The 25,086-nt window shown below is 48.4% G+C and carries 19 protein-coding genes; 5 read left to right on the forward strand and 14 right to left on the reverse strand.

Annotated features, from left to right (window positions below):
• Positions 1-259 precede the first annotated feature (259 nt).
• Positions 260-862 carry a short chain dehydrogenase gene (locus Q0V82_RS06720; protein ID WP_297573939.1) on the reverse strand — a complete coding sequence of 201 codons (603 nt, stop codon included), beginning with the start codon at positions 860-862 and terminating at the stop codon, positions 260-262.
• A 141-nt stretch (positions 863-1,003) separates the two neighbouring features.
• On the opposite strand from Q0V82_RS06720, the gene Q0V82_RS06725 reads away from it, so the two are divergent.
• Complete coding sequence (locus tag Q0V82_RS06725; RefSeq protein WP_297573942.1) at positions 1,004-1,939, forward strand: LysR family transcriptional regulator; 936 nt, start codon at positions 1,004-1,006, stop codon at positions 1,937-1,939.
• Between the two features lie 343 nt (positions 1,940-2,282).
• Here Q0V82_RS06725 and Q0V82_RS06730 read toward each other — a convergent pair whose 3' ends face one another.
• The 5 genes from Q0V82_RS06730 to Q0V82_RS06750 all read right to left on the reverse strand — a co-directional run bounded on the left by Q0V82_RS06730 (position 2,283) and on the right by Q0V82_RS06750 (position 9,464).
• Entirely contained in the window at positions 2,283-3,281 is a 999-nt protein-coding gene (locus Q0V82_RS06730) for an acyltransferase (RefSeq protein WP_297573945.1), read from the reverse strand.
• Between the two features lie 321 nt (positions 3,282-3,602).
• Positions 3,603-3,878 (reverse strand): YkgJ family cysteine cluster protein, encoded by a 276-nt coding sequence (locus Q0V82_RS06735; RefSeq protein ID WP_297573947.1) that lies wholly within the window; start codon positions 3,876-3,878, stop codon positions 3,603-3,605.
• 172 nt (positions 3,879-4,050) lie between these two features.
• A complete protein-coding gene (locus Q0V82_RS06740) occupies positions 4,051-4,371 on the reverse strand; it encodes a hypothetical protein (protein ID WP_297573949.1) in 321 nt (106 codons plus the stop codon).
• 132 nt (positions 4,372-4,503) lie between these two features.
• A complete protein-coding gene (locus Q0V82_RS06745; RefSeq protein WP_297573950.1) occupies positions 4,504-5,292 on the reverse strand; it encodes a DUF2971 domain-containing protein in 789 nt (262 codons plus the stop codon).
• A gap of 338 nt (positions 5,293-5,630) precedes the next feature.
• Positions 5,631-9,464: a phospholipid carrier-dependent glycosyltransferase gene (locus tag Q0V82_RS06750; RefSeq protein ID WP_297573953.1), complete on the reverse strand. Its 3,834-nt coding sequence runs from the start codon at positions 9,462-9,464 to the stop codon at positions 5,631-5,633.
• A 470-nt stretch (positions 9,465-9,934) separates the two neighbouring features.
• Here Q0V82_RS06750 and Q0V82_RS06755 point away from each other — a divergent pair, with 470 nt between their 5' ends.
• Both Q0V82_RS06755 and Q0V82_RS06760 read left to right on the forward strand, forming a co-directional pair.
• Positions 9,935-10,879: a glycosyltransferase family 2 protein gene (locus tag Q0V82_RS06755; RefSeq protein ID WP_297573955.1), complete on the forward strand. Its 945-nt coding sequence runs from the start codon at positions 9,935-9,937 to the stop codon at positions 10,877-10,879.
• Positions 10,880-11,005: 126 nt separating this feature from the next.
• Positions 11,006-11,392, forward strand: coding sequence for a GtrA family protein (locus Q0V82_RS06760; RefSeq protein ID WP_297573957.1), 387 nt, complete (start codon positions 11,006-11,008; stop codon positions 11,390-11,392).
• A gap of 145 nt (positions 11,393-11,537) precedes the next feature.
• Here the strand turns inward: Q0V82_RS06760 and Q0V82_RS06765 are convergent, their stop codons facing one another.
• The 3 genes from Q0V82_RS06765 to Q0V82_RS06775 form a co-directional block, all read right to left on the reverse strand.
• Positions 11,538-11,936 (reverse strand): YidB family protein, encoded by a 399-nt coding sequence (locus tag Q0V82_RS06765; protein ID WP_297573959.1) that lies wholly within the window; start codon positions 11,934-11,936, stop codon positions 11,538-11,540.
• 134 nt (positions 11,937-12,070) lie between these two features.
• On the reverse strand, positions 12,071-14,146 hold the full coding sequence (locus Q0V82_RS06770; RefSeq protein ID WP_297573961.1) for a GGDEF domain-containing phosphodiesterase: 2,076 nt from the start codon (positions 14,144-14,146) through the stop codon (positions 12,071-12,073).
• Entirely contained in the window at positions 14,133-15,080 is a 948-nt protein-coding gene (locus Q0V82_RS06775; protein WP_297573963.1) for an HDOD domain-containing protein, read from the reverse strand. Before Q0V82_RS06775 ends, Q0V82_RS06770 begins: the two co-directional genes overlap by 14 nt.
• A 334-nt stretch (positions 15,081-15,414) precedes the next feature.
• Between Q0V82_RS06775 and Q0V82_RS06780 the strand changes: the two genes are divergently transcribed.
• Complete coding sequence (locus tag Q0V82_RS06780) at positions 15,415-16,158, forward strand: LOG family protein (protein WP_297573965.1); 744 nt, start codon at positions 15,415-15,417, stop codon at positions 16,156-16,158.
• A 20-nt stretch (positions 16,159-16,178) separates the two neighbouring features.
• Here Q0V82_RS06780 and hemG read toward each other — a convergent pair whose 3' ends face one another.
• From hemG to gpmI, 5 genes are all read right to left on the reverse strand, one after another.
• On the reverse strand, positions 16,179-16,715 hold the full coding sequence (gene hemG, locus Q0V82_RS06785; RefSeq protein ID WP_297573967.1) for a menaquinone-dependent protoporphyrinogen IX dehydrogenase: 537 nt from the start codon (positions 16,713-16,715) through the stop codon (positions 16,179-16,181).
• Positions 16,716-16,812: 97 nt separating this feature from the next.
• Complete coding sequence (locus Q0V82_RS06790; protein ID WP_297573969.1) at positions 16,813-19,470, reverse strand: DUF2339 domain-containing protein; 2,658 nt, start codon at positions 19,468-19,470, stop codon at positions 16,813-16,815.
• Positions 19,471-20,057: 587 nt separating this feature from the next.
• Entirely contained in the window at positions 20,058-21,509 is a 1,452-nt protein-coding gene (locus Q0V82_RS06795) for a S41 family peptidase (RefSeq protein WP_297573971.1), read from the reverse strand.
• Positions 21,510-21,559: 50 nt separating this feature from the next.
• Positions 21,560-22,927: a murein hydrolase activator EnvC gene (locus tag Q0V82_RS06800; RefSeq protein WP_297573973.1), complete on the reverse strand. Its 1,368-nt coding sequence runs from the start codon at positions 22,925-22,927 to the stop codon at positions 21,560-21,562.
• 120 nt (positions 22,928-23,047) lie between these two features.
• Entirely contained in the window at positions 23,048-24,580 is a 1,533-nt protein-coding gene (gene gpmI, locus Q0V82_RS06805; RefSeq protein WP_297573974.1) for a 2,3-bisphosphoglycerate-independent phosphoglycerate mutase, read from the reverse strand.
• Positions 24,581-24,772: 192 nt separating this feature from the next.
• Here gpmI and Q0V82_RS06810 point away from each other — a divergent pair, with 192 nt between their 5' ends.
• A complete protein-coding gene (locus Q0V82_RS06810) occupies positions 24,773-25,078 on the forward strand; it encodes a helix-turn-helix transcriptional regulator (RefSeq protein ID WP_226763265.1) in 306 nt (101 codons plus the stop codon).
• Positions 25,079-25,086 lie beyond the last annotated feature (8 nt).

Consider the following 25,086-nt stretch of genomic DNA (forward strand, 5'->3'; position numbering starts at 1 on the left):
GGTGCGATGGGCGCCGCGTTATCGTAAGCATGAAATGCTGCAGGGGTACGCGGCGATGCCTTTCGTTAGGCGTTATCGCAGCTACAGCACTGGTTTGCTTGGGATGAAGTCTCATTTATGGATTTATACAGAGTAAAAAAAGGCCGAAGGTGAAGCGCACCCCAAAAGTTGGACACCCGTCCATATTTTTGGGGTGTTTTTTTTGCCCTTAAAGCCGGCTCATTGAATCACATCGAGGCGAGTGGCTTGGGGAATCAGTTTATTGAACGTGGTAGATTTGCCCAGTTTGTTTTCCTTCGACGCTTTTACTGAATGCAAGCGCGACTTTAGCCGCGTCGACTGAAGCAAAACCTCGGAAATAAGGGCCATATCCGGACAGCGATTCAGTTAGCACTGTTGGACTAATCGCATTAATACGTAGGCCACGCGCCAGCTCAATCGCTGCGCCGATGACAAAACCATCGATACCCGCATTAATCATACTGCCGCTGCTGCCGTAAACAATTGGGTCATGTGACAGTACGCCGCTGGTTAAGGTAAAGCTGCCACCGTCATTCAATACATGCTGACCTGCTAATACCAAATTCACTTGCCCCATTAGTTTATCGGCAATGCCGATTCCCATTAGCTCTGGTGTCATATCGGCTAGAGCGCCAAAGTGCAGATTGCCTGCCGCTGCAATGACGGCATCAACGGCGCCCACTTGAGCATACATGGCCTGCACCGAGGCAAAGTCTTTCAAATCGACACGAACTTCACCACTATTGCGACCCGCAGTGATGATGTCGTGACGGGGTGAAAGCTCACTTAGGATGGCCTGTCCGATCGTGCCATGTGCGCCGATTAATAAAACTTTCATCATTTTTCTCCATGAATGGTCATCAAGTTCGTTTTAGCAGCGTTGCCTATTTATCGAGCTTGTTTGAATGGTTGTTAATGAATTCATCATATCTGGCACCGCATTTGCGATAAACTGGGCTTTTATTGATTCATTGTTAACTTTATGGCGACAATAAATCGCATCGATGAACAGCAGCTTTGGCCATGGGCGATGGCATTTGCTGCTGTAATGACGCACGGTAGCTTTACCGCCGCCGCTAACGCACTTGGTGTTTCCAAGGCCTTGCTAAGTAAACAGGTACAGCAGCTTGAACGCGCGCTAGGAACACAATTACTCTATCGCACGACGCGGCGACTCAATCTCACTGAAGCGGGCAAGGTGTATCTGGCGCATTGCCAAGATTGGCAATTGCGAATGCAGGCGGCAAGCCAAGCCTTGCACGAACAAGGTCAAACCGTGGCTGGGCATTTGCGCTTGACGGTGCCAACGAGTTTTGGTGGCGTTTTTATGGCTAAAGCATTGATGGATTTTCGGGAACAATATCCCCATGTCACCGTTGAGCTTGATTTGTCGACCACCCCGCGTGATTTGGAAGCAGATGGTTTTGATTTGGCAATCCGCGCTAATTTGGCGCCACCAGAACGCCTAGTGAGTCGGCCTCTGGCTTTGGTCTATGACTGGCTGGTGGCGACCCCTGAGTTTTTGGCCCAATACCCAGCGTTGACGCATCCTGAGCAGTTGACTGGGGTGCCATGCATTATCAATACGCATTTTTCGCAGCCGCAGCGCTGGGCGCTGAGCCGCGCTGGTGAATTCTATTTGGCAGAGGTCAGCGCTCCATATCAGGCAAACGACTATGGCTTGCTGCGTAATTTTGCATTGCAGGGGGCAGGCGTAGCCCGTTTACCTAGTTATTTGGCAGCTGCGGATGTGGAAAATCATCGGTTGCAACGGGTGTTGCCTGAATATCAGCTGCAAGGTCAGGCTATTTATATGATTTACCCACAAAGATTGCCTCAGCCAGCCAAGGTGAGAGCATTAGTTGATTTTCTGCTGCGGTGGTTTGCAGAGCCTGAGCAGGTAAAAATGTGGGAATAAACACCAATGAATTTGAGCTTTGGTCTTGCATCGACGATGGTTGATGCAATAAACGACACATGCCGAAATCCACTATTTTTTGCCAATCTAGCCACGATTGCGATGCGTCATCAGCGCATCAGATTTTGCGGCGTGGTGGCGATTTTAAGCTGCGTTAAATAAAAACATCGCCTGTTCTCGCCGCACATTTCTGATGAGGGTTGCAGCAGCGATAAGGGTTGGGCGCTCTGTTTGGCCAAAGATTTTTTCCCCTATGCAGCTGCGATGAGCGCAGCGTAATCGTGCGCATGAAATTATGCTGGGGTACGCGGCTATGCCTTCGATTTTGCTGTGCACCGCTTCATTAAATTATTCGCTTTAGGTAAGGCACAGTATTAATTAGCCAAGCAGCAATTAAAGACAAAATAAAAACAACAAAAGTGATAACGGGAATTGAGACTAAAGGATGAAAATTGAGCGGGCCGTAACCAGCAGCATTAATTATATTAATTAATATTGGATGTATTAGATAAACACCTAGCGTTAATGCGGCTATTTTTTTTGTAAGTACCATACTGCCAATTGGCTTGGTCAATTTCTTAAGTAGATAAAAAGCACTGATTGACATAGGAATTACGGTAGCACTTAAATAATGATAAAAATATAGCCCAGCCTCTAAACCTTCTTTTATTGCCACAACATAGCATCCTGCCGCAGTCAAAATAACCGATGCAAGAAATACACCCCATACAATAGGACTTGGATAGTCACTCTGGTCTTCCTTGATCAAATAACCAAGAAAGAAGTAGGGTATGTAAGATAGGAACCAGTTAATAAAAATATTAGATTCTGGCAATAAAAAGCTGTTTAATGCGGACAGGGTTAATGTTAATAAAACAAGGACTGAAATTTCATTTTTGTATGAATTTGCAACTATTTTTCTGAAAAATGGCGTGAACAAATAAAGAACGATGATCATATACAGAAACCACATATGATAATACGGACGGCCAGATAAAATGATCTGTGCCCATTCTAAGATTGGCAGGGGCTCACCTTGGATAATGTTTTGCCAGTTGGCAAAAAGCAAGAAAAAAGCCGACCAAAAAATAAGTGGTATTAATATCCGTGACAATCTTTTTAAGTAAAAAGTTTTTAAGTCTTCTTTTTTGCTTGGGTCAAGTAATAATGCACCGCTAATCATGACAAATACTGGAACGCACCATCTAACGAGCGAATCATAAATATTGCCAATCCACCAATGGGTGGTGCCAATATCACTTTGAATCACGACGCGCGCTGAAATGTGTAAAAGTACTACTGCAAAAATTGCGATTATTCGTGAATTGTCCAGCCAAACCATAAATCACTCCAAGGGTGTTCTCACACCTCTATTTTCAAAATTGATACCCATTGTTGATGACTTTCAAGCTGACTTAAAAAATGCCGACTCGGCTTCGAAATTTCATTGCGCTCATGTCGCTTTTCGCTGCAATAAACCTGATGATGGCTAGTTTTTAGTAGACCCAGTAAGAATTGGCTTATCCACAAAGGTTTTCTGAGCCAGTGCTGTTGGTACGATTAGCGCCGCGTAATCGCCCGCATCAAATACTGCAGGGGTACGCGGCGATGCCATTGATTTCGCTGTGCTGTATCGGAGCTCAGCCATTATTTTGATGCGTCATTAGCGCGGCTGGCTTTGCGGTGCGGTGGCGATTTCAAGCTGCGTTAAATAAAACATCGCCTGTGGGGCGTTCTCGCCGCACATTTCTGCTGACGGTTGCAGCCCAGCGCAGACGGCTGGGCGCTCTGGCTGGCCAAAGATTTTGCAGCCGAGTTGTGGGTCGAGTTGAATGCACGGCACTCCGGCGGGCTTGCCATTGGGCATGCCGGGAATCGGGCTAGAGATAGAAGGGGCGGTGCAGCAGGCGGCACACAGGGGGCGGCATTGAAAAGTCATGGCGCGATTTCATCGTATTTGCCGTGATTGGGCAAGGATTATTACTTACCATGGTTTTGCTGGTGGTGCGGATGCAGATTAATTTACCCATCCGCTCTTCACGGAGCCACCAGCCACGCTCACGCCTGATCCAGTCGATTGAGAGGCAGCGCCCGACCCAATGCAGACAAGTTTAGTTAATTTGCTTTGTCCAATCAGTGAACCACTCTACTGGCATTGAAATTAAATCCATGTCTAATCTTTTCAACTGCTCTATAGGGTAGGTATTTACAAGAAATAAATCCCATTGGGTATCTATGTCAGCAAGAATGGGGAGTAATTTTTCAATCTCCTCGGTGGCATCAATATCAATATATTGACACCAAAATCTATCACACCACTCGGTTATTTGTTTATGTGAAAATGGCGAACGTGCTGGGTTTTCACCCCACCAAAGCATTTTTAAAACAGACTCTCTAGTGAAGGGCAATTCTGCAGGCGAACTAATATCCATCGGAATTCCAAGTTTAATTTTTCAACCGTTTATGGCTGCTAGCTGACTTGAGCTACTGCACCCGACTCAGTGCAGATACTGGTTCATCGATAATGCGAGTGACGCATACGCCACCACAGAAAATTAAAGCGATTATTCGTCGGGGATTACCATTGAATATGTTTTTTCGCAGAGTCTAGCTTGTACTATGGCTGGAGGATATTTTCGTTTATTTGCAGAATTTATTATTTCTTCTTTAATGGTGTCTTTAATATTTGCTCCGAGAATGATTCTTTTTAATGATTTAGCGTCTATTAGATATTCCGTTTTAGTGGAGTTGTTTTCAATAACTCTCCATTCTTTTTCATATTCCCAATCCTCGTGCTTAATGAGTAGCGATTTTTTTACTTGATCAATAAGTGGGCTAGTATCAAACAAAAATTGAGTCGGGCGACTAGCTTTGTATTTGACAGGTAAAGCCTCAGCAAGAAAACCATTACGTTCATATTCCAAACAAACGCCCTGATGATGGCTGGCATAGTGCGACCACATCAGGATACTTTTGCAGGTTGCGCTTATGCAATACATATGAGTTGTTTTACGGAAATTTAATGGAGTATTAAGTAATTCAATAGGTAGTACAGGCTTCCCGTACAGCTCTTTTATACGTTCTTTTAGCTGTATTTCAGTAATGTCTATATTGTTATTTTTTGAATGCTCAATTAATATTTTTTCAAATTGTTCATAGGAAAGTGACGGTGAGTGCATACTTATCACCGGAGCACAATCAAACGGGTCGTTGAATTCTGCTGGTGTAGGGAAATAAATCAGGTCATCCTCGATCTGTTTTTTTAAATAATAAAGCTGAGAATTTTTTCCTTCTTGAGTATTCTCATCTACTCCTCGATATTTATATAAAAATCGTGATTCTATTTGCGTCATGGCCATATCCATCTTAAATTGAAGCTAGATCAACAAGCGTGAGTAAATTAATTTTTTAATACTGAACTGCGTACTGTTTATTTTAACCCTTTGTGATTTATACGAGCACTCAGGTCTGAGTGATTGATGGTGGCCGATAGCGACATGTCGCTCAGTTTAACCTTGTCAATTAAGCAGAGCATTAACCTTTATTTAATGGTGGCGAAATTGGTCAGCGAGGTGGCTATGCACGATGAATTTGGGTAGATAAATTGAGGAAGCGTGCGCTGGTGGGCGCTTCGTCGTTTTAGCCCTCCAATAAAAAACGACCCGAAGGTCGTTTTTTATTGCTTGAACGTTTAAAAATACAAAGCAATCGGTCCGTGGCTGATGAATTCGAGCCAGCCTCGGGGGACGGGTAGGCCGCTGATGGCGGGGAAGTAGGCGATAAACAGGATCAGGGCGACGCCAAAGACACTCCACGGCAGATATTTGGCCCAAGTGCGGTTGGCGTTGTTGAGCTGTACGGTTTGCAGCAACCACACCAGAGCCAGAATAATGAACGGTACTGAGGCAAAAAAGTGATAGATAAACACCAATTTGCGCGGGATCACCGCCCAAGGTAAAAACTGCGCCAAACCGGCAATTAGAATAAAGCCCATCGCCATTTTTTGCTGTGCGCTGAGCGTCCAGAGTGCCGCGCTAGTTTTGGCATTGCTGAGTAGCAGACGCCAGCCGAGCAGCACTAAAAACGCCAAGGTGCCCAAATACCAAGTGATTGGGTTGCCAAAAGCAATAATGGTGGAGACTTTGGCTGGGCCTGTCCATTCGCTGCCGCCGTAATACCACATTGGTTTAGCCATCGTTGGCCATTCATACCAGAACGAGCTAAAGGGGTGGGTGGCTTTTAGCTGGCTATGGTATTGCAACATGCTGCTTTGGTTGGCGAGCATGCCGCCAATGCCTTGGCCGCTGGCTTGCATCAGCGGAATATACGCAGCGGTATAAATCAGTAGCGGAATCACAATAAAGCCCAGCACCGAAACCAGTAGCGTTTGGATCAGCCATTGTGCGTAGCCGCGCTGATCAGGTAGTGCTGGCGGCAACTGGCGCGCGACTTGGGCTTGTCGCCACAGATGCCAAGTATAAAGTGCCGCGAGGCCAACGCCGTGATACAGCACAATCCATTTGCTGGCAGCGCCTAGGCCAAACATCGTGCCGCAGAGTAATAGCGACTTGATGTCGGTTTGCCAGTGGTTTTTGGCGGGCTCGCTTTGCATAAAGCGCAGCATCCAGTAGGCGCTGGCGAGGATGAAAAACACGCCATAGGTGTCAATGGTGGCAATGCGCGTTTGCGTGAAATGCATAAAATCGACGGCCAGCAGCGCGGTGGCCAACAGTGCAAATGGCTCGGAGCGTAATAGCCGCCGCGATAGGCCAAAAAACACCGGCAGCATCAAAATCCCAAAGGTCACGCCCATAAAGCGAAAGCCAAAAGGATTCATGCCAAAAATGGCCACGCCGATGGCGATGATGATTTTGCCCAAAGGTGGGTGGGTGTTTTCGGTGGCGTCAATGCCTTGCAGGATTTCCCACGCACTGTGCGCGTGATACACCTCGTCAAAATACATGCCATTGAGCGCAGTCGATCGCGTAACGGTTTTGTCTGGTTCGTCAATCAAGGCATTGGCTTGGCTTGGACCGCTAATTTGCTGTAGCGCCAATAATTGCCCTTGATGGTCGCGCAGCGCCAGCTCGTTCATTTGCAAGGCGCCGGTGCTGAGATTGACTTTTAAATAGCGCGCCGCCAGATTGGCGGACACAGTGCGCCAGCGAAACTCGGCGAAGCGATTATCAACAATAATCCCGGCGCTGCTCACCCAGTTTTGCCCATCACTTGACCAAGCGAGCGCATATTCACCTGTGCCTAAACCATGGTGGTATTGCACGCTAGCTACCGATTTGATTTGGCCCAAGTCATATACTGCCGATTCTGTGCCAATATGGGGCTGCCAGAATCTTTGTGGCGAAGCAAAGTTGCCCAGATAGGTAAAGGCGGCAATGCTGTACAGCAGGCAAATCCCCGCCAAGGCCAACCACGCGGAACGACTTACTGGCGCTAGCGGTAGTTGCTCGGCTAGATCAGCGCGAGGCGACTGCGGTAGTGCTTGATCGGCGGTATCGAGTGATTCAGTTTGATCGGTATAAGTTTTGATTTGGCCACGCCAAAAAATATCGTAGCCAATGCGCAAGGTTTGGATCAGTAAAATCACATTCACCAAGCTGCAGAGCAGCATAAAGCCGTTGCTATTGGGAACTTGCGAGCTTTGTAGCCGCGTCATCATATCGAGCGTGATCAGCGTATTGGCAAAGGTACTTAAGCTGGCTGTGATGGCCAACCACAATACGCGTTTATCACCAATGACCAAAAATGCCGTTAAACCCATAAAGGCCGCTGGGAATAAATAGCGCTCGTGCATTTTGGGGCCCAGCACAAAAAACAGTACAAAAATGGCAAAAGCGCCATACAAGAATCGGCCAGTGGCTGGGCCGCGTTGTGGGCTGGCGATCACGCCCCAACAGACGGCAGCCAAGGCGCTTAATGTCAGCAACCAAGCCCAAGTGCTCACTTGCAAACCAAGCAATAGCGTTTCATTGGGCAGCCAATTTTGTCCCAGCAGCGCGTAAAGATTAAACGCATTCAGCGTGAGGTAGTTGTAGCTGGCCAGCGTGCCGCCATAGAGACTGAAAATCCACAAGGGTTCGCGTGAAATGGTAAACGGCAGTGACAGCAAAACAAAAGTACCGACTGCGGCTGCGAGTGCTTTGAGCTGTAAAGTCCGATCACGTAGCGACAATAGCGCGATTAAGGCAATCGGCCCGACCAATAAAGCTTGCGGCTTAAACAGCACGGCAACGGCGTATAAACTGGCCGCCAATACGATGCGGCGACGCTCGAGCATTAAAAATGACGCGGCTAAAATCAGCGTAAAAATACTATCGACCTGTCCCCAAAATGCGGATGTGACGATAGCCAAAGGATTGAGTAACCATAACAGCGCCGCGATCAGCGCCCATGCGCGATGTTGTTCGCGCGCCACGTAGAGTAAAAACACCACCCCAGCAATATCGGCCAGCATGGCCGGCATTTTGAGTAATACCAAAAATCCCGGCGTGCCGTAATGAATGCCAAAGGTGTTGGAGATCGCGCCAACCAGCCACAGCACCGTGATATAGCCGGGTGGATAATCGGCAAAATAACCCGGTTGATAAAAGCCAGCAAAGCCTCGGCTATACATATCGAGCGCCCATGCGCTAAATGTGCCAACGTCTTGGGTGTAGCCAAGGTATGACCCCGCGCCCCACGCTTTAGCCAAAATCACCAGGGCGATTAAAGCCAGTGCGGGCGCAGTTTGCTGCCAAGATAGAGTGCCATTGGCCAAGGCAGCAAAGCGATGATTGAGTGCACTGCGGTTTTGGATGGCGAGCCATGCTAAGAGTAAAAAGGCCAAGCTTGCACCAATGACCACGCTATTGATCCATGCCGCAGAGGGGCTAGATGAGACCGCTGGTGCTGGCGGTGGTGGCGTAAAGCTGATGATTTTTGCGCCCGCTGGCGGCTCGCTTTGGCTTAGACTCAGATCGTCAAACCAGGCGGTGCCGGTGGCTAAACTGCCGTAAAACCCCAGCCGAGCAGCGACTTTGATTTCTTTTTGCTCGGGGCCGGTTTTGCCCCAAGCGACGATCTGTTGCCAGTCTTGATCGCCTTTGATATCGCCAACAAACTCCATTGCATCAATGACGCTGAGGTTAGCGCCGGTTTTGACTGCATTGGGAATGCCGGCGGTTTTCACCCAGCCCGATAGCCGATACCAGGTATTGGGTTCAACCGGCACGGCTTGGATGAGCTTGCCATCATCGCCTTGCGGTAGGCTGATTTTGAGCGCTGCGCTGCCGCTATGGCTGACCGTGGTATCGCGACTAGCCTGACTGGCGGGCTCGCCTTGCGTCCAATGATCAAAAGTCCAGCCAGCAGCGTTACCCGATGGGCTCGTCGTTTCGGCGTCGGCATTGTGCAATAAATTGGCCGCAGTTTCGGCATGCGCAAGGCTGCTGAGGATTGGGAGTAATAATCCCAGCAGGATAATCATCGCCCATTGGCGGGCGAGCATAGGTGCAGCAGATCGAGGCATGTCAGGCTGACTCAGTTTCAAGCAAAGTGAGCACTATAGCGGCTCTGAATCCTTACGCCTAGCGCGGCATTCAGAATCGTTTGGCACTGGTCACTGGTCATCATGGCTGAGAAACAGTGCTTTTCTTACAAAATGAAGCCAGCTATGGTTTGGCTGCGATACTGCAGTGCAATATCGACGGCGCTATATGAGTGAACGCTAAAGCGTTTGCTGGCTTGGCTTTGTCGTGTAATTGCATCACTCTGAGTGGCTGACTCGCTGAAAACAAAACCACAGCTCAGCTTGAGGCGAACTGGGCTTTCCAAGGCATCAGTGATGCTGTAAGGTCGTGAATCGTTGGTCTGACAATATAAAAATTAAAAATAGCCTTAGCGTCTGTTGACGTTTGGTTTTTTGCCGCGCTGGCGCGGTTGGCAAATCACACGTTAAAAGAGCGCTATGCTGAGCGCCATCCGAGCGCAGGAGGGGACATGCAACAACGTTTATCTGTGGTTATTCCGTGTTACAACGAAGAAGAAGTCATTGCCGAAACGCTGCGGCATTTGGCCGAGTTTCGCGCCATGGTTGTCGATATGGATTGCGAGTTTATTTTTGTCGATGACGGCAGTAAAGACCGGACTCGCGCTTTACTGCTCGCCGCACAAGCCGAAAACCCAGAAATGCGCATCATTGGTTTTGCGCGTAATTTTGGCCATCAAACTGCGGTTACTGCGGGTATTGATGCCGCTAGCGGTGATGCGGTGGTGTTAATCGACGCCGACTTACAAGATCCACCCGAAGTCATTACTGAAATGATCGCCTTATGGCGTAATGGCTATCATGTGGTGTATGGCACGCGGGTTGATCGCCCCGGTGAATCGGCGTTTAAGCTGATTACTGCCAGAGCATTTTATCGGGTGCTCAATCAACTCTCCGACGTGCCGATTCCGCTGGATACCGGCGATTTTCGTTTAATGGACCGGCAGGTGGTCGAGGTGCTCAAAGCCATGCCCGAGCGCGATCGCTTTGTGCGCGGCATGGTGAGTTGGGTGGGGTTTAAGCAGGTCGCCTTGCCTTATCGCCGCGCCGAGCGCTTTGCTGGCGAGAGTAAATATCCACTGCGCAAAATGGTGCGTTTTGCTACCGATGGCATTTTGTCTTTTTCGACCAAACCTTTGCAGCTTTCAATCACGATTGGTTTAGTCTCGTCATTTTTGGCCTTGATCGGGATTATCAATACCTTGATCGTGCGTTTAACCACCACCGATTGGGTGGCCGGTTGGGCTGAGATTATGGTGGCGATTCTGTTTATCGGCGGGGTGCAATTGCTGTGTATTGGGATTTTGGGGGAGTATATCGGGCGGATTTATAACGAAATAAAACGCCGTCCTTTATACGTGGTGCAAGATCGGATTGGTTTTCCTCCGAAAGAATAATGTTGAAGTCAGTGCTGAGGCAAAAGTTTGCTGGCCGCCTTGTCTCGCCTGCTCGTACTCGATGTACGGTCTACGGCTTTGATGCTTTGCCATAAATTGTTGCACCAACACGGATTGGGCTAATCGATGCACAGCACGGTAAAAAAATTCTTCATCTTTGCCGCTGTGGGTGTTTGCGGTACGGCGATTCAATATTTGGTGCTGTGGCTGGGCGTTGAGCTATTGGCGCTCAAAGCGGCGGTGGCATCGGGTATTGGCTACGCGCTGGGCTCGGTGGCGAATTATTTATTAAATTACTTTTTAACCTTTAAGCAGCACGGTCAGCGGCATCGAGAAGCCATCAGTAAGTTTTATACCATTACTGGCATCGGCTGGTGTATCAATACGGGCTTGATGGCGATCTTGGTTGGGCATTGGCTTTGGGGTTATTGGCCGGCGCAATTATTGGCCACGGCGATTGGTTTGCTATGGAATTTTAGCGGTAGCCATTGGTGGGCGTTTCGGCAGAAGTAAGTTATGGGTATTGAGTGGCTGATGTTGTAGGCTATGGCTTAGCGTTATATACCCACTTATTTTTGGCGTTGTCCAGATTGCGTGTTGAGCGTTTTTTAAGTGCTTGCGGCACAGCATCAACACCCAATCTGAACATCAGCTGCAATTAACCAAATAATTTACCTTTGATTAAATTCATTGCCGCACCCATCACATCGGGGCTGCCGGCTTCGATTTGGCCGTTTGGCGTTAAGCTATCAATTAATTGCGGCAAGAGACTCGAGATTTGTCCTGCGGCAGTGGCTGGATCAATGCCCAGTTTGCTGGCGATGCCCGCGACGGTTTCATTGCCGAGCACGGCTTCAATTTGTTCGCTGGAGATCGGCAGGTTTTGCCCGCTGGCCACCCATGATTGAGCGATTTCACCTAAACCGCCATTTTGAAATTTTTCCACCACACCAGCAACGCCGCCTTGTTGTTCAAGTAAGGTGCTGAGCATGCCCATTGCACCTTCGCTATTGCTGCCGCCGAGAAATTGGCCAGCTAAAGAATCGAGTAAACCCATGATATTTTCCTATGACAGTGAAGGTGAAGTGCGCAGCGCATGCTCTTGCTGGCGACTTATTCTTATAGAGCGGATCGATAAAAACAAGTTAAATTTTTGATTCGCAATGTTGGAGCGGGCCAATCGTGGGGCGTTTATTGTGTTTGATTGGGCTGATATTGCGCTAAATTACGTTTAAATAAAACGGCAAATTCATCGGCGGGAATCGGGCGGCTTAATAGATAACCTTGAATTTGATCGCAGGCTGTTTTTTGTAAAAAGCTTAATTGATCGGCAGTTTCTACGCCTTCGGCAATCAGGCGTAAATTCAAACTGCTGGCAATGCCGCAAATGGCGTTCACAATCCCCGCGCTGCCAGGATTATCCGGCAAACCACGAATAAAGCTTTGGTCGATTTTAAGGTAGTCGAGGGTAAATCGCTGTAAATACGATAAATTGGAATAGCCCGTGCCAAAGTCGTCAAGCGCCAAAGAAAACCCGGCGGCTTTTAGATTCAGCAAGAGACTGAGTGTCGCTTCGTCGTTTTTCATCAGCATGGATTCAGTGAGTTCTAGCTCAATACGTTGGGCTTGAATTTGGTGTTGTTTTAGCTTGCTCAGTAAGGTCTCGGTTAAATTGGCTTTAAATTGTTGCGCTGATAAATTGATGGATAAACGATGAAGCTCGATCCCCGCTTTGTCCCATTGCGCTAATTGCCTAATGGCTTCGGATAACACCCATTCGCCAATCGGTACAATGAGTCCGGTTTCTTCGGCAAAAGGAATAAATTCAGCGGGCGAGATAAAACCCCGAATCGGGTGTTGCCAGCGAATTAACGCTTCAGCGCCCACAATGCGGGTGTTTTGTGTGTCGTATTGCGCTTGGTAAAATAGTTTTAATTCATTGCGATTTAAGGCGTGATGCAATTCGTTAGAGAGTTTTAAACGCGCCATCGAGCGTTGATTCATTTCGGGCGAATAAAATAATAAATCTTGCTGCGCTTGCTTGCCGCGATGCAGGGCCACGGCGGCTTGATTGATGAGTTTTTCGGCGTCGCGACCATCGTCCGGATAAATACTGATGCCGATATACGCCTTGAGCAAGATTTCTTCGTCAGAGAGGATAAAAGGCTGGCTAATTTTAAGCAAAATCCTGTGCGCCACCATCGCCGCATCATCACGGTGGCGAATATCAAATAAACCAACATAAAACTCATCGGCAGCAAAGCGCGAGACCACATCTTCATCGCGTAAGCTAGCGCGTATTCTTTGGCCAACTTCGATTAAGACTTGGTCGGCCGCAGTGTGGCCAAAAGAGTCGTTGAGTGCTTTAAAGCGGGCAATGTTAAAGCACAATAAAGCGCCATGGTGGTGATTGCGGCGCGCTTCGCTGAGCGCTTGCTCAAGCAAAGTAAACAGCATGGTGCGATTGGGTAGGTTGGTGAGTGGATCAAAATACGCGAGGCGATGCAATTGGGCTTCGGCGTGCTTTTTTTCAGTTAGGTCGGAAAAAATCGCAAAATAATGCGTCAGATCGCCGCGTTTGTTTTTAACGCCGCTGATGGCCAAATGAATCGGATAGCGCTCGCCTGAGGCGCGCTCATCCCAAAGTTCACCTTCCCAATGACCTATACGCTCAAGTAAATCGTACATTTGCTGCAAAATCGTCGATTCTCTTTGCTGCGCCAATATAAAGCTGGGAAGTTGCCCTAGCGTTTGCTCTAATTTTCTGTCGGTAATGTGGTGATACGCCGCATTACAACCCACACAGCTAAAGCGTAAATTGGTAATCACAATCGCATCAGGCGCTTGCTCGAGTATGTGGCTATACAGCTTATTTTTTTCTTCAACTGCCAATTGTTCGGTGATATCGGTGAGATAACCAATCATGCGGATTGGTTTTTGCTCGTCATTGCGAATCAGTGTTAGGTGAATATTGGCCCAGAATACCGCGCCATTTTTTTTGCGGCGTAAAACTTCCATTTGCGCGTGGCCACTCACCATCACCGCATCAATTAGTTCACTGTCATCGCCGCTTTCATCGGCATACAGCATTAAAATATGCCGGCCCAGCACATCGTCGGCGGTATAGCCAAATAGCTGTTCAGCGCCTTTATTCCAGCCGGTAATATAGCCTTGTAAATCCAGAGTAATTAAGGAGGCAGCCAGATCATTAACAATCAAGCTGCTGGGGCCCAGTTCATTGAGCGTGGACACCTTACAGCGACTCACGGACTAAGCGATGTACCCAAGCAATGGCTTGAATTTCGCTATTGACCCACGCTTGCTGCTTGGCGAGTAAGGGGCTAAGCAGGGCGTGCTGCGCATCGCCGGCTTCGAGTGCGCCAAGTTGCGCCAAGGCTGCACCTAAAACACCATCGCCATCGATCAGTGCTGCGCGTAAATTTTCATCCAGTGGCAGTGGCGCGAGTAATTGCTGTAAAGGCTCACCAAACAACCGATCCAGCAGCGACAGCATGCCGCATAAAAAAGCTTCGTCGGCGGGTGTATTGCCAAGCCAGCCGTGCTCGGCCCATTGCGCCATACGTTTGCCACGCAGCGCTGCGGCAATCAGTAAGGCCGGTTTGCCGCTGTCGCCATATTGTTCGGCATAGATCAGTAGTTGTAACCAACGTTGTAACTGGCGACGCCCCAGCAGGGTAATGGCCTGGCGGATGCTGCGCGCGGGCGTTGCGCTGCCCATACCCACTGAGTTGACGAGGCGCAGCAAGTTCAGCATCAGTTGTGGGGCCTTTGCCAATGCGGTTTCAAGTTGGGCGATTTCAGCGTCGCTGACAATCAAGCTCAGCACTTCAAGTAGCACGGGCCGGCTTGGATTGCTGGTGCTGCGATGACTGGATGCTTCGGTAAACCAAGGCCCGCAAACGGCATCATTGGCGTTGAGTTGATTTAAGTCCGCGGTATGTTGCACATTAAAATACAGATGCCCGCCTTGTGGCAGTGCAATGCCGTGTTCATCACGGATTAATGCGATCAATGGGGATGGCTGAGGTGCGGCGGTTTCATCGAGTAGCATGCACGGCAAGCCGTGTAATTCGTAGGTATGACAGGCCTCGCTGAGCGCATCGGCAGCGTGTTGTGCTTGATGGGCAAAGAGTCCAGTCCAGTTTTGCTGTGTATCCCAAACTAACTCAAAAAAAATCATCGACTGCGTTCTCAAGAAGGTGTTTTTTTAAGGCTAGGACTTGGATGTACTTACGGCAAGATTTACTTTTTTGAATTTTGCTTTTGTTTTTATTGACATCGAGTGGTAGATTCTATGAGCTTATTCGACGGCAAGCCATTTGAATCATGGTTATGGATTTGTTCTTGCGGCCGGCGTATTGGTATAAGCGTGTGCAGATGTCGTATTTCTAATGACCTTGTACAGGTGTGAGCAAGGGATTGCAGGCGGTGTGGTTTTAGCGCCTGCAGTGAGCGACTTTCAAACTAAGATAAAGCGTCTGCAGCCTGATGGCGCATAACTGAAGTGACTCATCATGATTAATGAATATAACAAACCCATCGGCACGATTGACGATGAAGAGGCGCTGGATATTGTGGGTTCAGCAGTTTTAAAACTTTGGGATGCGGTGGATGATTTATCGCGCCTGCGGCCCGCGCATACGCCAGATTATCATGTGACGATTTTTGGTTCGGCCCGCATTGAAGACAATACGCCAGCGTATGAAGCGGTGAAGCAGTTGGCTTCGCAACTGGCTGCCATGGGTTGCCATATTGTAACCGGCGGTGGCCCAGGCTTAATGCAGGCGGCCAATGAAGGCGCGAGTCAAGGCGCGCCCAATAAGCCTGAGGCGTCGGTGGGGATTCGGATTGATTTGGATTTTGAGCAGAATGTGAATGATTTTGTGGGGCGTGTTTTTGAACATAAAACGTTTTTTTCGCGCTTACATCATTTTATTATGCGCTCGAATGCGTTTATTGTGACGCCCGGTGGCATTGGCACGTTGCTTGAATTGTCGATGGTTTGGCAGTTGATTCAGGTGCGTAAACTCTACGATACCCCGATTATTTTAGTCGGCGAAATGTGGCATGAGCTGGTGGATTGGGCGCAGCGGCATATGGTCGACAATAACGCCGGTTTGGCTAGCGCCGTGGATATGCAAATTCCGATTGTGGTTGATTCGATCGAAGACGCCGTGCAGTTAATTCGTGAGCATCATGCGCGTTGGCAAAAAGTCGATGGCGAACTCAAGCAAATTCGAACTTCGCCACCGCGTTAATGTGGCGCGCTAAACCGCGACTACGGTTTGGCGCTTGCCGCTTCTTGTTGGACATAACGACGCACGGTGTCGGCAAAGTCGGCAACGTGCTGCCAATTGGTGTATTCAACGCAGCATTTCCCATCGCTCGGGCCGCCAGTCATTTTCATGATGAGGCGCATCATCTGCCGATCTAGCCAGCCATAACGCGGGTAATCCAAACGTCCAGCGACCGACATTGCGGTAAACGGCTGCAGGTGGTGCTGCGCTAACAGTTTTTTTAAATAGCCATTCGGTGTGCCATCGCCTTTGCGGGCATTTAAGCTGACCGACATAATCGCCAATGGCGCAAGCAGTGTGTGGTGCTCAAAAAAATGTTGTACTTCGGCATGATGCCGACCATAGCGAACTGAGGCGACGACGATCATCGCTGGCCAGTTTTGGCTCATATTGGGCGGTGATGTTAAGTCGGCGAGTTCGCTATGCACGGCGTGTTGCGCTAAATGCTGCTGCAGCGTTTGCGCAATGAGTTTGGCTTGTCCATCGCGGCTGGCATAAAGAATTAAAATTGGTTTCATTCGCAGCAGTATAAGTGACAAGGCGACGCCCGATATTGAGCGGTATCAGTTCGGCTCGTTGGCGTCGTCTCATTTTGATCGGCGTTGATCGGTCAATTTAGGGCGTTTTTTTCGCCCCAGTGCGCTCTAGTCGCGGTGGTAGCGGTGAAAAATAACCCATAAACAGCAGCAAGATCCCGACTGCGATAAAAGCAATAATGCGTTCAACGCCGCTGATTTGCGACAGGTCAAAAACAAATAGCTTCAAGACAACGACCGCTAATAGGCTGGCGCCCACTAGCCATACATCACGTTTTAATTGCCGCGTTGCCACTAGCATCAAGGCCAAGGCGAGCACTGTCCAGAAAATGGTTAAGCTCATTTGTACTTGCATTGAATCCATCAGCACATCAAATTGATACGCAATGTGTTGGCTGTGATGCAGTGTTCTTAATAAAACTGCGTTCAGCCAGACAAAAATAGATATTCCTACTGCTGCGAAGATGGCGCGATTTGGCCATGGATAATCAGGCCAAGTGGCTTTTAACTGCTGTAGCCATAAAGCCAAACTGGCCAATACCACGCACTGCATTAAATCGATCGGATTGAGTAGCGGTAGATAAAAGCCGGTTTGGGTATCGCCACTGGCCAGTGCGCTATCAAAGCCCCATAGCCATAAAAACCCAGTGATGGGCAGCGCGCCAATCAGCCAATAAATCGATTTAAACGACTGGATCGGCCAGCGTTTAGCTAATTTAATCAGTAGCAGCAGGGCGAGAGAAGCGGCCAAGGCCCAAGCAGAAATAGACCATGCTCCATTGGGTATATAGTTGTAGACTAATAAATTAAAGTCGTGTGAAAGTATACCCACGATAAGCCAGAGGCTGATTAAGTGCAGGCTGGCGGTAAAGCGTGGCATTGAGCGATCTTTATCGTAGCGATACAGCAGCCAATAATTGACCAGCACCGCGCCAAGCCAAACCAGATGACTTAAAAAATAGTCCGTTTGATCTAAGGCGATCAGGACTAGCCCAATCGGTAAGACTTGAGCTGGCCAGCGTGCGGTGTGCCAATAGCCGCGCCAATAAATCCAGTTAAAAATCAGACTGGTCATTAGCGCAAACAGCAGCATCACTTGATTTTGTTGCTGCCAGCTAACAAAGCGTTCAATTTCTGACAGATTGGTGCCAAGCCACCACAGCCAACCGCCAAAGACAAACAGCCAGCCGACTATGCGTAATTTGTTTTGCGCCTGTGGCCATGGTGTATGGGCGCTGCGTTGTAAGCACCAGGCACTGAATAAGCAGCTGATGGCAATGATATTGCCGCCGATAAATCCGGCATTCAAGATGGGCGTTGCGCCAAAATAATGTCCATCAATTAAAAAGCCAATGCTCGCCAAAATCTGCAGTGATAGACCAAAAATCAGCGGCAGCAGGCGTTGCTGCTTGAGGCTAATCCAAGCCACACCAGCGCCTTCGATGGCCCAAATTGCGGTGCTGATTTGGCCGTCAAAAGTCAGCGGCACAGCCAAACTGGCAAAAATAAGCCCAAGGGCAATAAACGCTTCGCGAATCAGTTTGAACGGAGGTTGGCGGCGTAAAACATAAGCCAGACCCCAATAAAATAGCGCCAGCGCTAGCGCAGAATAGGCCAAACCATAGGGCGTGTTTTGCATCAAACAGCCTTGCAATGCAAAGCTGACGATGGGGGTGCCAAACAACAAGGTGGCATCGGTTGCGGATTTGTTTTCGCTGGGTTGGTGCCAACAATATAACAAGGTGATCGCAATATAAAATAAGAAAAATAAGATGAGAAACGGCTCGGTGCTGTTCAGAAACTCACTACGATAAGACAGCGTTCCCCAGAGTGTGGCAATGGCAAAGGTAAAGAAAAATCCCAATAAGTTTAACGAGCGCCAAGCCTTAAACCATGCCAGCGCCAAAATACTAGCGTTTAAAATCGCATAATAACTAAACAGCATGACATGATTGCCGCTGCCATTAGCAACCAAAATCGGCGCTAAAAATCCACCACAAATGCCCATTACTGCCAATGAGCGCGCATTTTGTTTGAGTGCTAAGTAGGCCGAAATTATGCCGATAATCACCAGTAAGGTAAGGGTGAGTAACTCGGGCAAGAGTTGATACAGCTTGAGTGCGGCAAACGTCGTCATATACAGAATGCCAATCGCGCCGCCTTGTAATATTAAGGCGTAAGCCGTATTTTTGAGGCGTAAATGCCAGCCAATACCCAAAAGTGCGCTAGCGCCGAGCACCAAGCCACACAGCCGATATTCGATGGGCAGTAAATGATTATCGCTGGCGTATTTGAGTAAAAAACCAACGCCAAAAAATAAGATGACAATCCCCAGCCGAACGACGGTATTGCCACCGAAAAGCCAGGCTTGCAGTTGTAACGTTATTTTGGAGAACAAGCCGGGTAGGGCCATCGATTGAGTGCTCTCGCGGGTATTGTCGCCAGAGACCGTTGCGATCGTTTTGGCCGGAGGTGGTGTTGGTGTTGGTGTTGGTGTTGGTGTTGGTGTTGGTGTTGGTGTTGGGATTGCAGTGATCTCGGCGACCGTGGTTTGCTCAGTCTGAGCCCGCAATTGTTGCACTTCGAATTCGAGTTTTTGTATGCGATCTTGTAGTTGTTGTAATTGTTGCTGCCAATTAGGGATTGCTGCATTGGGGCGCTCGATGACATAGCCAATCGCATAAGCGATGGCCGCGAGGATCAGCGCTAAAGGCCATTCAAAGAATTGCCAGCTCAAAATGAAACCGATTACAAAAAGAAAAAACCGCAGCATAAAAACCTTTGGCAATGAAGTCGTGTGGGGCGTAGAGTAAGGTATCGTTTTGCTTTCAAGAGTCAGCGAGTCTCATATAGCGCCATATGAATAAAAGATCCATTTTAACAAAGTAAAGAACTTTTTATTTTGGTGGTAAAAATACAACGTATTTTGTTTTTGGGTGGCGTAATATCTAGACATGGAATGCGCCTTGAACACGCTACCACAAGTGATAACCACTGAATGCCCCGTACTGAACAGCGGGGCATTTTTACATTCAGCGTTCCTGTTTTTCGCAAAAATAAATACTGTACGCGCTTTTATATGCGTTTATTCTGTATATTAGTACACTCTAATTATGGCAAAAATGCAGAGAAGCAATGATTTTTGCTGGGTATGATGACTTTAAGTTAACGCTTTGAACACGTTGACTTATACGAGAGTAAGGCCCCAATGCCCCGTACTGAACAACGGGGCATTACTTCATCTGAATGCTAGTTTCTTGTGTGTATTGACAATCTTGACGAAAAAAAAGCCACTCAATTGAGTGGCTTTTTGCTAGGCGCGAATTATTTTTTCACGCTGGGTTTATCTTTATTGAGCATTAATTGCTGTACTTTGAGCACATTGAGCGCCTGCTGCAATTGGAAGTCCGATTTAGAGACCAATTCGCGTGGGTTCTCATCTGGATCAATACCGCTGGCATTGAGTTTGGCTGGCTTTTTGATTTCGGTTTTAACGACCGCTGGCGTAGCTTCAGTTTTGCCGGCGTCTTTATCACTTGGATTGTCTAAATGTTTGCCTAAATCAGACTCACGCAAGCGTAAACCAAAGTCTTCTTTACCGTTGAGTGTTGCGTCTTCAACGATAATATCAGGGGTAATGCCCTTGGCCTGAATTGATCTGCCGTTTGGCGTGAAATACCGTGCAGTAGTGAGCTTGAGCGCACTCTTGGCATCAATCGGCAGAATTGTTTGTACTGAGCCTTTACCAAACGTTTGCGTGCCAACCACTAAAGCGCGTTTATGGTCTTGCAAGGCACCGGCAACAATCTCTGAGGCCGAGGCTGAGCCACCATTGACCAGCACCACCAGCGGTACATTTTTTACGTCAGCAGGTAGATCTTTGAAAAAGTCTTTTTTGCTATCGCGCTGATAAAATTGCGGATTGGCGCTTAGGCGAATTTTGGAGTCGGCAACACGGCCTTCGGTGTAAACGACCAAGGCATCTTTTGGTAAAAACGCGGCTGAAACGCCGACTGCGCCATCGAGCAAGCCACCTGGATCATTGCGTAAATCCAACACAATACCTTTGAGTGGTGCTTTGTTTTCTTTGTACAGCGCTTCAATGGCTTGGCCGAGATTTTCGCTGGTATGTTCTTGGAATTGCGTTACGCGGATATAGCCATACCCAGGTTCTGCCAGCTTGTATTTAACCGATTGCACTTTAATAATCGCGCGTTTTAGCGTCACGACGATGGGTTTGCTTTCGCCTTTTCGGAGCAAGGTGAGGGTGACCGGTTCGCCGACTTTACCGCGCATTTTGGCGACGGCTTCGTTAAGGGTTAAACCTTGCACTTGGGTGTCACCAATTTTGGCGATAAAGTCGCCCGGTTTTACGCCTGCACGGTAGGCCGGAGTGTCTTCGATTGGCGAAACCACGCGCACCAAGCCGTCTTCCATATTGACTTCAATGCCTAAACCGCCAAATTCGCCTTGGGTGTTGACTTTTAGCTCTTTAAAAGCGGCTTCATCCAGATAGCTTGAATGCGGGTCTAGCCCGGCAACCATGCCTTTAATGGCTTCATTAATGAGCTTTTTATCTTCAACTGGCTCAACATAACTTTGCTTAATAACGCCAAAAACGGTTGAGAAGGCACGAAGCTCATCAATCGGCAATGGGTTGCTTACGGAATCTTTATCTGCCGATGCATTAAATGAAAGGCTAAGAGCTACGCCGAGGCCAGCGCCTGCAGCGAGAAGGCTGACTTTTTTCCAGCGACTGTAAGGCTTGTGCGACATCCGATTATTCCTGTTTTGAATCGTTAAGGCTCATTAAGGCCTCTAAATAATTATTTAACCCAAGCCGCAGGGTCAAGCGGGCGGCTGTTCTGGCGTATTTCAAAGTATACGCCGGAATCTGCCATTCCGCCGCTATTGCCTGCGTTGGCAATGAGGTCTCCAGCTTTCACCGAATCGCCAACACGTTTCAGCAAACTTTCATTAGCACCGTAGAGGCTCATATATCCGCCACCATGATCAATGATCATTAAATTACCAAAACCACGTAACCAATCGGCAAAAACAATGCGTCCTGTGGCGACGGCATGCACCGATTCACCGGTACTGGTGCGGATAAATAAACCTTTCCAGCTGCCACCCTCACCGCGTTGCGCGCCAAATCGACCAATGATTTCGCCTTTGGCCGGTAAACGCATCTTGCCTTTGAGTGTCGCAAATGCAAGGCCCGCTTGGCTAGCGTCTGGTACGGTATTATTAACTTCGTTATCGGTTTCAGGCGCGGCCTTAGGCTCGGGTGGTGGTGTTGGTGCCGGTTTGCCGGCGGCTTTGGCCGCTTGCGCTAATTTGGCTTGCTGTGCTGCGCGCTCAGCCTTGGCTTTTTCTGCGGCTTTTTTTGCCGCGATTTGTGCCGATCGGCGCGCGGCGGCCTGTTTGGCTGCGGCTTTGGCTCTGGCGATTTCTTGTTGTTTGATAATGGCGTTTAAGCGTTCAATCAATTGAGTGATGCGTTTTTCATCGGCGGCTAATTTTTGAATTTGATTGCGTTGGCTGCTGATGGTCTGTGAGAGCTGGCTGTATAGCTGTTTTTTCTCTTGTTGCTGTGAGACTAAGGCTTGGCGCTGGCGTTGTTTGTCACTGGCGATTTCTTGCAAGGCTTGGTTTTTTTCTTGAATTTCATTGGCCAGTAGATTGAGTTCACTCAGTTGAACTTCGAGCTGTTTGGCGAGCTCTTGTTGTGATTTGGCAATATAGCGGTAGTAGCTTAAGTCTCGCGTGGCTTGGCTGGGGTCTTTTTGGTTGAGCAGCAAGCGCCAGGCGTCCACATTGCCGGTTTTATAGCGGCTACTGAGTAAATCACCTAGGCGTTTTTGGCTCTCGCGAATGTGATTGCGGGTATTGCTAATATCTAAATTGAGTTTGCTTAGCTCATCGGCGGTCAATTGGCGCTGATTATCTAATTCGCTGACGACGCGATTGGCTTCGGAGATGGCGCTTTCCGCATTTTTAAGCGCGTCGGCGGCTTCATTGCGGTTGGATTCGTTGGCCGAAAGGTCTTTTTGCAGTGATTTGATTTGGCCGCGCAGTTCTTGCAGCTCGGCTTGTTGTTCTTGGGTATTGCTGGTACTGGGCGCTTTGGGCGCAGCGACAGCAAGGCCGACCATGCTGGTCGTTAGGATAAAGAATAGTCGTCGCAACACAACATCGACTCGAGTAAAGAATGATCAGAACCGCTACTGTACTCGATTCATTGCAACGACTAAACCTTTAGCTGAAATTGCGGCGTGATTCAGGCTGAATTACGCCGCTTTTGCTACTTTTTACAAAAAACTGATCAAAGATTGACCGGTCATTTCGCTTGGTTGTGATACACCCATCATGGCCAATAGCGAAGGTGCGATATCTTTTAACGCACCACCGGCACTTAAGCGCGCTTTACGGCCGATATAGCAAAATGGCACCACATCGGTAGTGTGTTGGGTATGCGGTTGATTTGAATCGCGGTCGTACATCATTTCACAATTGCCATGATCGGCCGTGATAATGACTTCACCGCCAGCGGCGAGCATGGCATCTACAACTTGGCCAACGCAATGATCGAGAGTTTCAACGGCCTTGACTGCGGCATCAAAAATACCACTATGACCCACCATGTCGCCATTGGCATAATTGCAGATAATGGCGGCATATTGTTGGCTGTTGATTGCGCCAATCAATTTGTCGGTCACTTCATGCGCCGACATTTCTGGTTTTAAGTCGTAAGTGGCCACTTTAGGCGATGGCACCAAAATACGATCTTCACCGGCGTATTCACTTTCTTCACCACCAGAGAGGAAGTAAGTTACATGCGGGTATTTTTCGGTTTCGGCAATGCGCAATTGCTTAAGGCCTAGACTGGCAATATATTGGCCAAAGCCGTTTTGTACTTTGGGTTTGGTATACGCCACAGGTAAATCGTAAGCCGAACCGTAATCGGTGGCGGTGCAGAAATAGCCAAACTGCGGTTGACGTTGTGGGTGTTCAAAACCTTGGAAGTCTTTGGCGGTGAGGGCGGTGGTTAATTGACGCGCACGATCAGCGCGGAAATTCATAAAGATCACGGCATCGCCATCGGCCATTTGGCTTGGTTCGCCAACCACGGTAGCAGAAACGAATTCATCGTTTTCATCGCGCAAATAAGCTTCTCTTAAGCCTTCGATGGCCGTTGGTGCGCTGTAAAGGCCTACGCCATCTACAATCAGTTTGTACGCTGGTTCAACACGTTCCCAGCGATTGTCGCGATCCATCGCCCAGTAACGGCCGACGATGCCAGCGATTTTGGCACCATTGGTATCACAAATGGCTTGTAGGCGGTCGATATAACGTTCGGCGCTACGTGGTGGGGTATCACGGCCATCTAAGAAGGCGTGAACGCGAATATCTTGTACGCCGTATTCATGCGCGGCTTTGATCAAGGCAAAGACGTGTGCTTCATGGCAATGCACGCCACCATCGGACATCAGGCCCATGATGTGTAGCGCTTTGTGATTGTTTTTGGCTAAGTCCATCGCGGCTTTGAATACCGGATTATCTTTCAGTGTGTTTTCGGCCACATCGCAGTCGATGCGGCTAATGTCTTGCTGTACGATACGGCCAGCGCCGATATTTAAATGGCCGACTTCTGAATTACCAAACTGCCCCGCAGGTAAACCTACAAATTGTTCTGAGGCGTTAATGGTGGTAAATGGGTATTGGCTAAACAAACGATCGAAATGCGGTTTACGCGCGTGTAAAATCGCATTGTCATTGCCGCCGGTACGGTAACCAAAGCCATCTAAAATAAGTAGTAATACAGGCGTGATTTTTTGCGTCATATCTCGATCCTTGAGGTTTAAATAGAAGAATGGAATTGCTTGGCGCGCAATTAATAAGTAAGTGCGGTTGGAATCAAATTCAATAGTAGGTAGTATTCTAACCTAAGCAGGTATCATGCCGTGTGCGTTTGGTCTTTTTGCTGATGGAAAGCAGAAAACATACAGTTAGATTTAATAAAAAAGATAAGAGACATGATGGATTCTATTGCATTAATGGGCGATGAGCATATTGACCAAGCTTCACGAGCGATGAAGGCAATGTCGCACCCGTTGCGCTTGAAAATTTTATGCGTATTGGCCGATCAGGAAGTCAGCGTGCAAGATATCGTTGAGCGTGTAGGCACCACGCAATCGAATATTTCTCAGCATTTAGCCTTGATGCGCGAAAAAGGCGTGTTGCGAACGCGCAAAGACGCCAATCGAGTGTATTACCGCGTTGGTGACCAGCGCACACTGGATGTGGTGGCAATGATGCGCGACGTATTTTGCGGTTTTTAAGGTATATG

It is taken from the genome of uncultured Deefgea sp., from assembly GCF_947072475.1.
Lineage (GTDB): Bacteria > Pseudomonadota > Gammaproteobacteria > Burkholderiales > Chitinibacteraceae > Deefgea.

Bases quoted from the DNA above. Each gene is read 5' to 3' on its own strand.
- Q0V82_RS06720 (WP_297573939.1), bottom strand. From the start codon at position 862: ATGATGAAAGTTTTATTAATCGGCGCACATGGCACGATCGGACAGGCC.
- Q0V82_RS06725 (WP_297573942.1), top strand. From the start codon at position 1,004: ATGGCGACAATAAATCGCATCGATGAACAGCAGCTTTGGCCATGGGCG.
- Q0V82_RS06730 (WP_297573945.1), bottom strand. From the start codon at position 3,281: ATGGTTTGGCTGGACAATTCACGAATAATCGCAATTTTTGCAGTAGTA.
- Q0V82_RS06735 (WP_297573947.1), bottom strand. From the start codon at position 3,878: ATGACTTTTCAATGCCGCCCCCTGTGTGCCGCCTGCTGCACCGCCCCT.
- Q0V82_RS06740 (WP_297573949.1), bottom strand. From the start codon at position 4,371: ATGGATATTAGTTCGCCTGCAGAATTGCCCTTCACTAGAGAGTCTGTT.
- Q0V82_RS06745 (WP_297573950.1), bottom strand. From the start codon at position 5,292: ATGACGCAAATAGAATCACGATTTTTATATAAATATCGAGGAGTAGAT.
- Q0V82_RS06750 (WP_297573953.1), bottom strand. From the start codon at position 9,464: ATGCCTCGATCTGCTGCACCTATGCTCGCCCGCCAATGGGCGATGATT.
- Q0V82_RS06755 (WP_297573955.1), top strand. From the start codon at position 9,935: ATGCAACAACGTTTATCTGTGGTTATTCCGTGTTACAACGAAGAAGAA.
- Q0V82_RS06760 (WP_297573957.1), top strand. From the start codon at position 11,006: ATGCACAGCACGGTAAAAAAATTCTTCATCTTTGCCGCTGTGGGTGTT.
- Q0V82_RS06765 (WP_297573959.1), bottom strand. From the start codon at position 11,936: ATGGGTTTACTCGATTCTTTAGCTGGCCAATTTCTCGGCGGCAGCAAT.
- Q0V82_RS06775 (WP_297573963.1), bottom strand. From the start codon at position 15,080: ATGATTTTTTTTGAGTTAGTTTGGGATACACAGCAAAACTGGACTGGA.
- Q0V82_RS06780 (WP_297573965.1), top strand. From the start codon at position 15,415: ATGATTAATGAATATAACAAACCCATCGGCACGATTGACGATGAAGAG.
- hemG (WP_297573967.1), bottom strand. From the start codon at position 16,715: ATGAAACCAATTTTAATTCTTTATGCCAGCCGCGATGGACAAGCCAAA.
- Q0V82_RS06795 (WP_297573971.1), bottom strand. From the start codon at position 21,509: ATGTCGCACAAGCCTTACAGTCGCTGGAAAAAAGTCAGCCTTCTCGCT.
- gpmI (WP_297573974.1), bottom strand. From the start codon at position 24,580: ATGACGCAAAAAATCACGCCTGTATTACTACTTATTTTAGATGGCTTT.
- Q0V82_RS06810 (WP_226763265.1), top strand. From the start codon at position 24,773: ATGATGGATTCTATTGCATTAATGGGCGATGAGCATATTGACCAAGCT.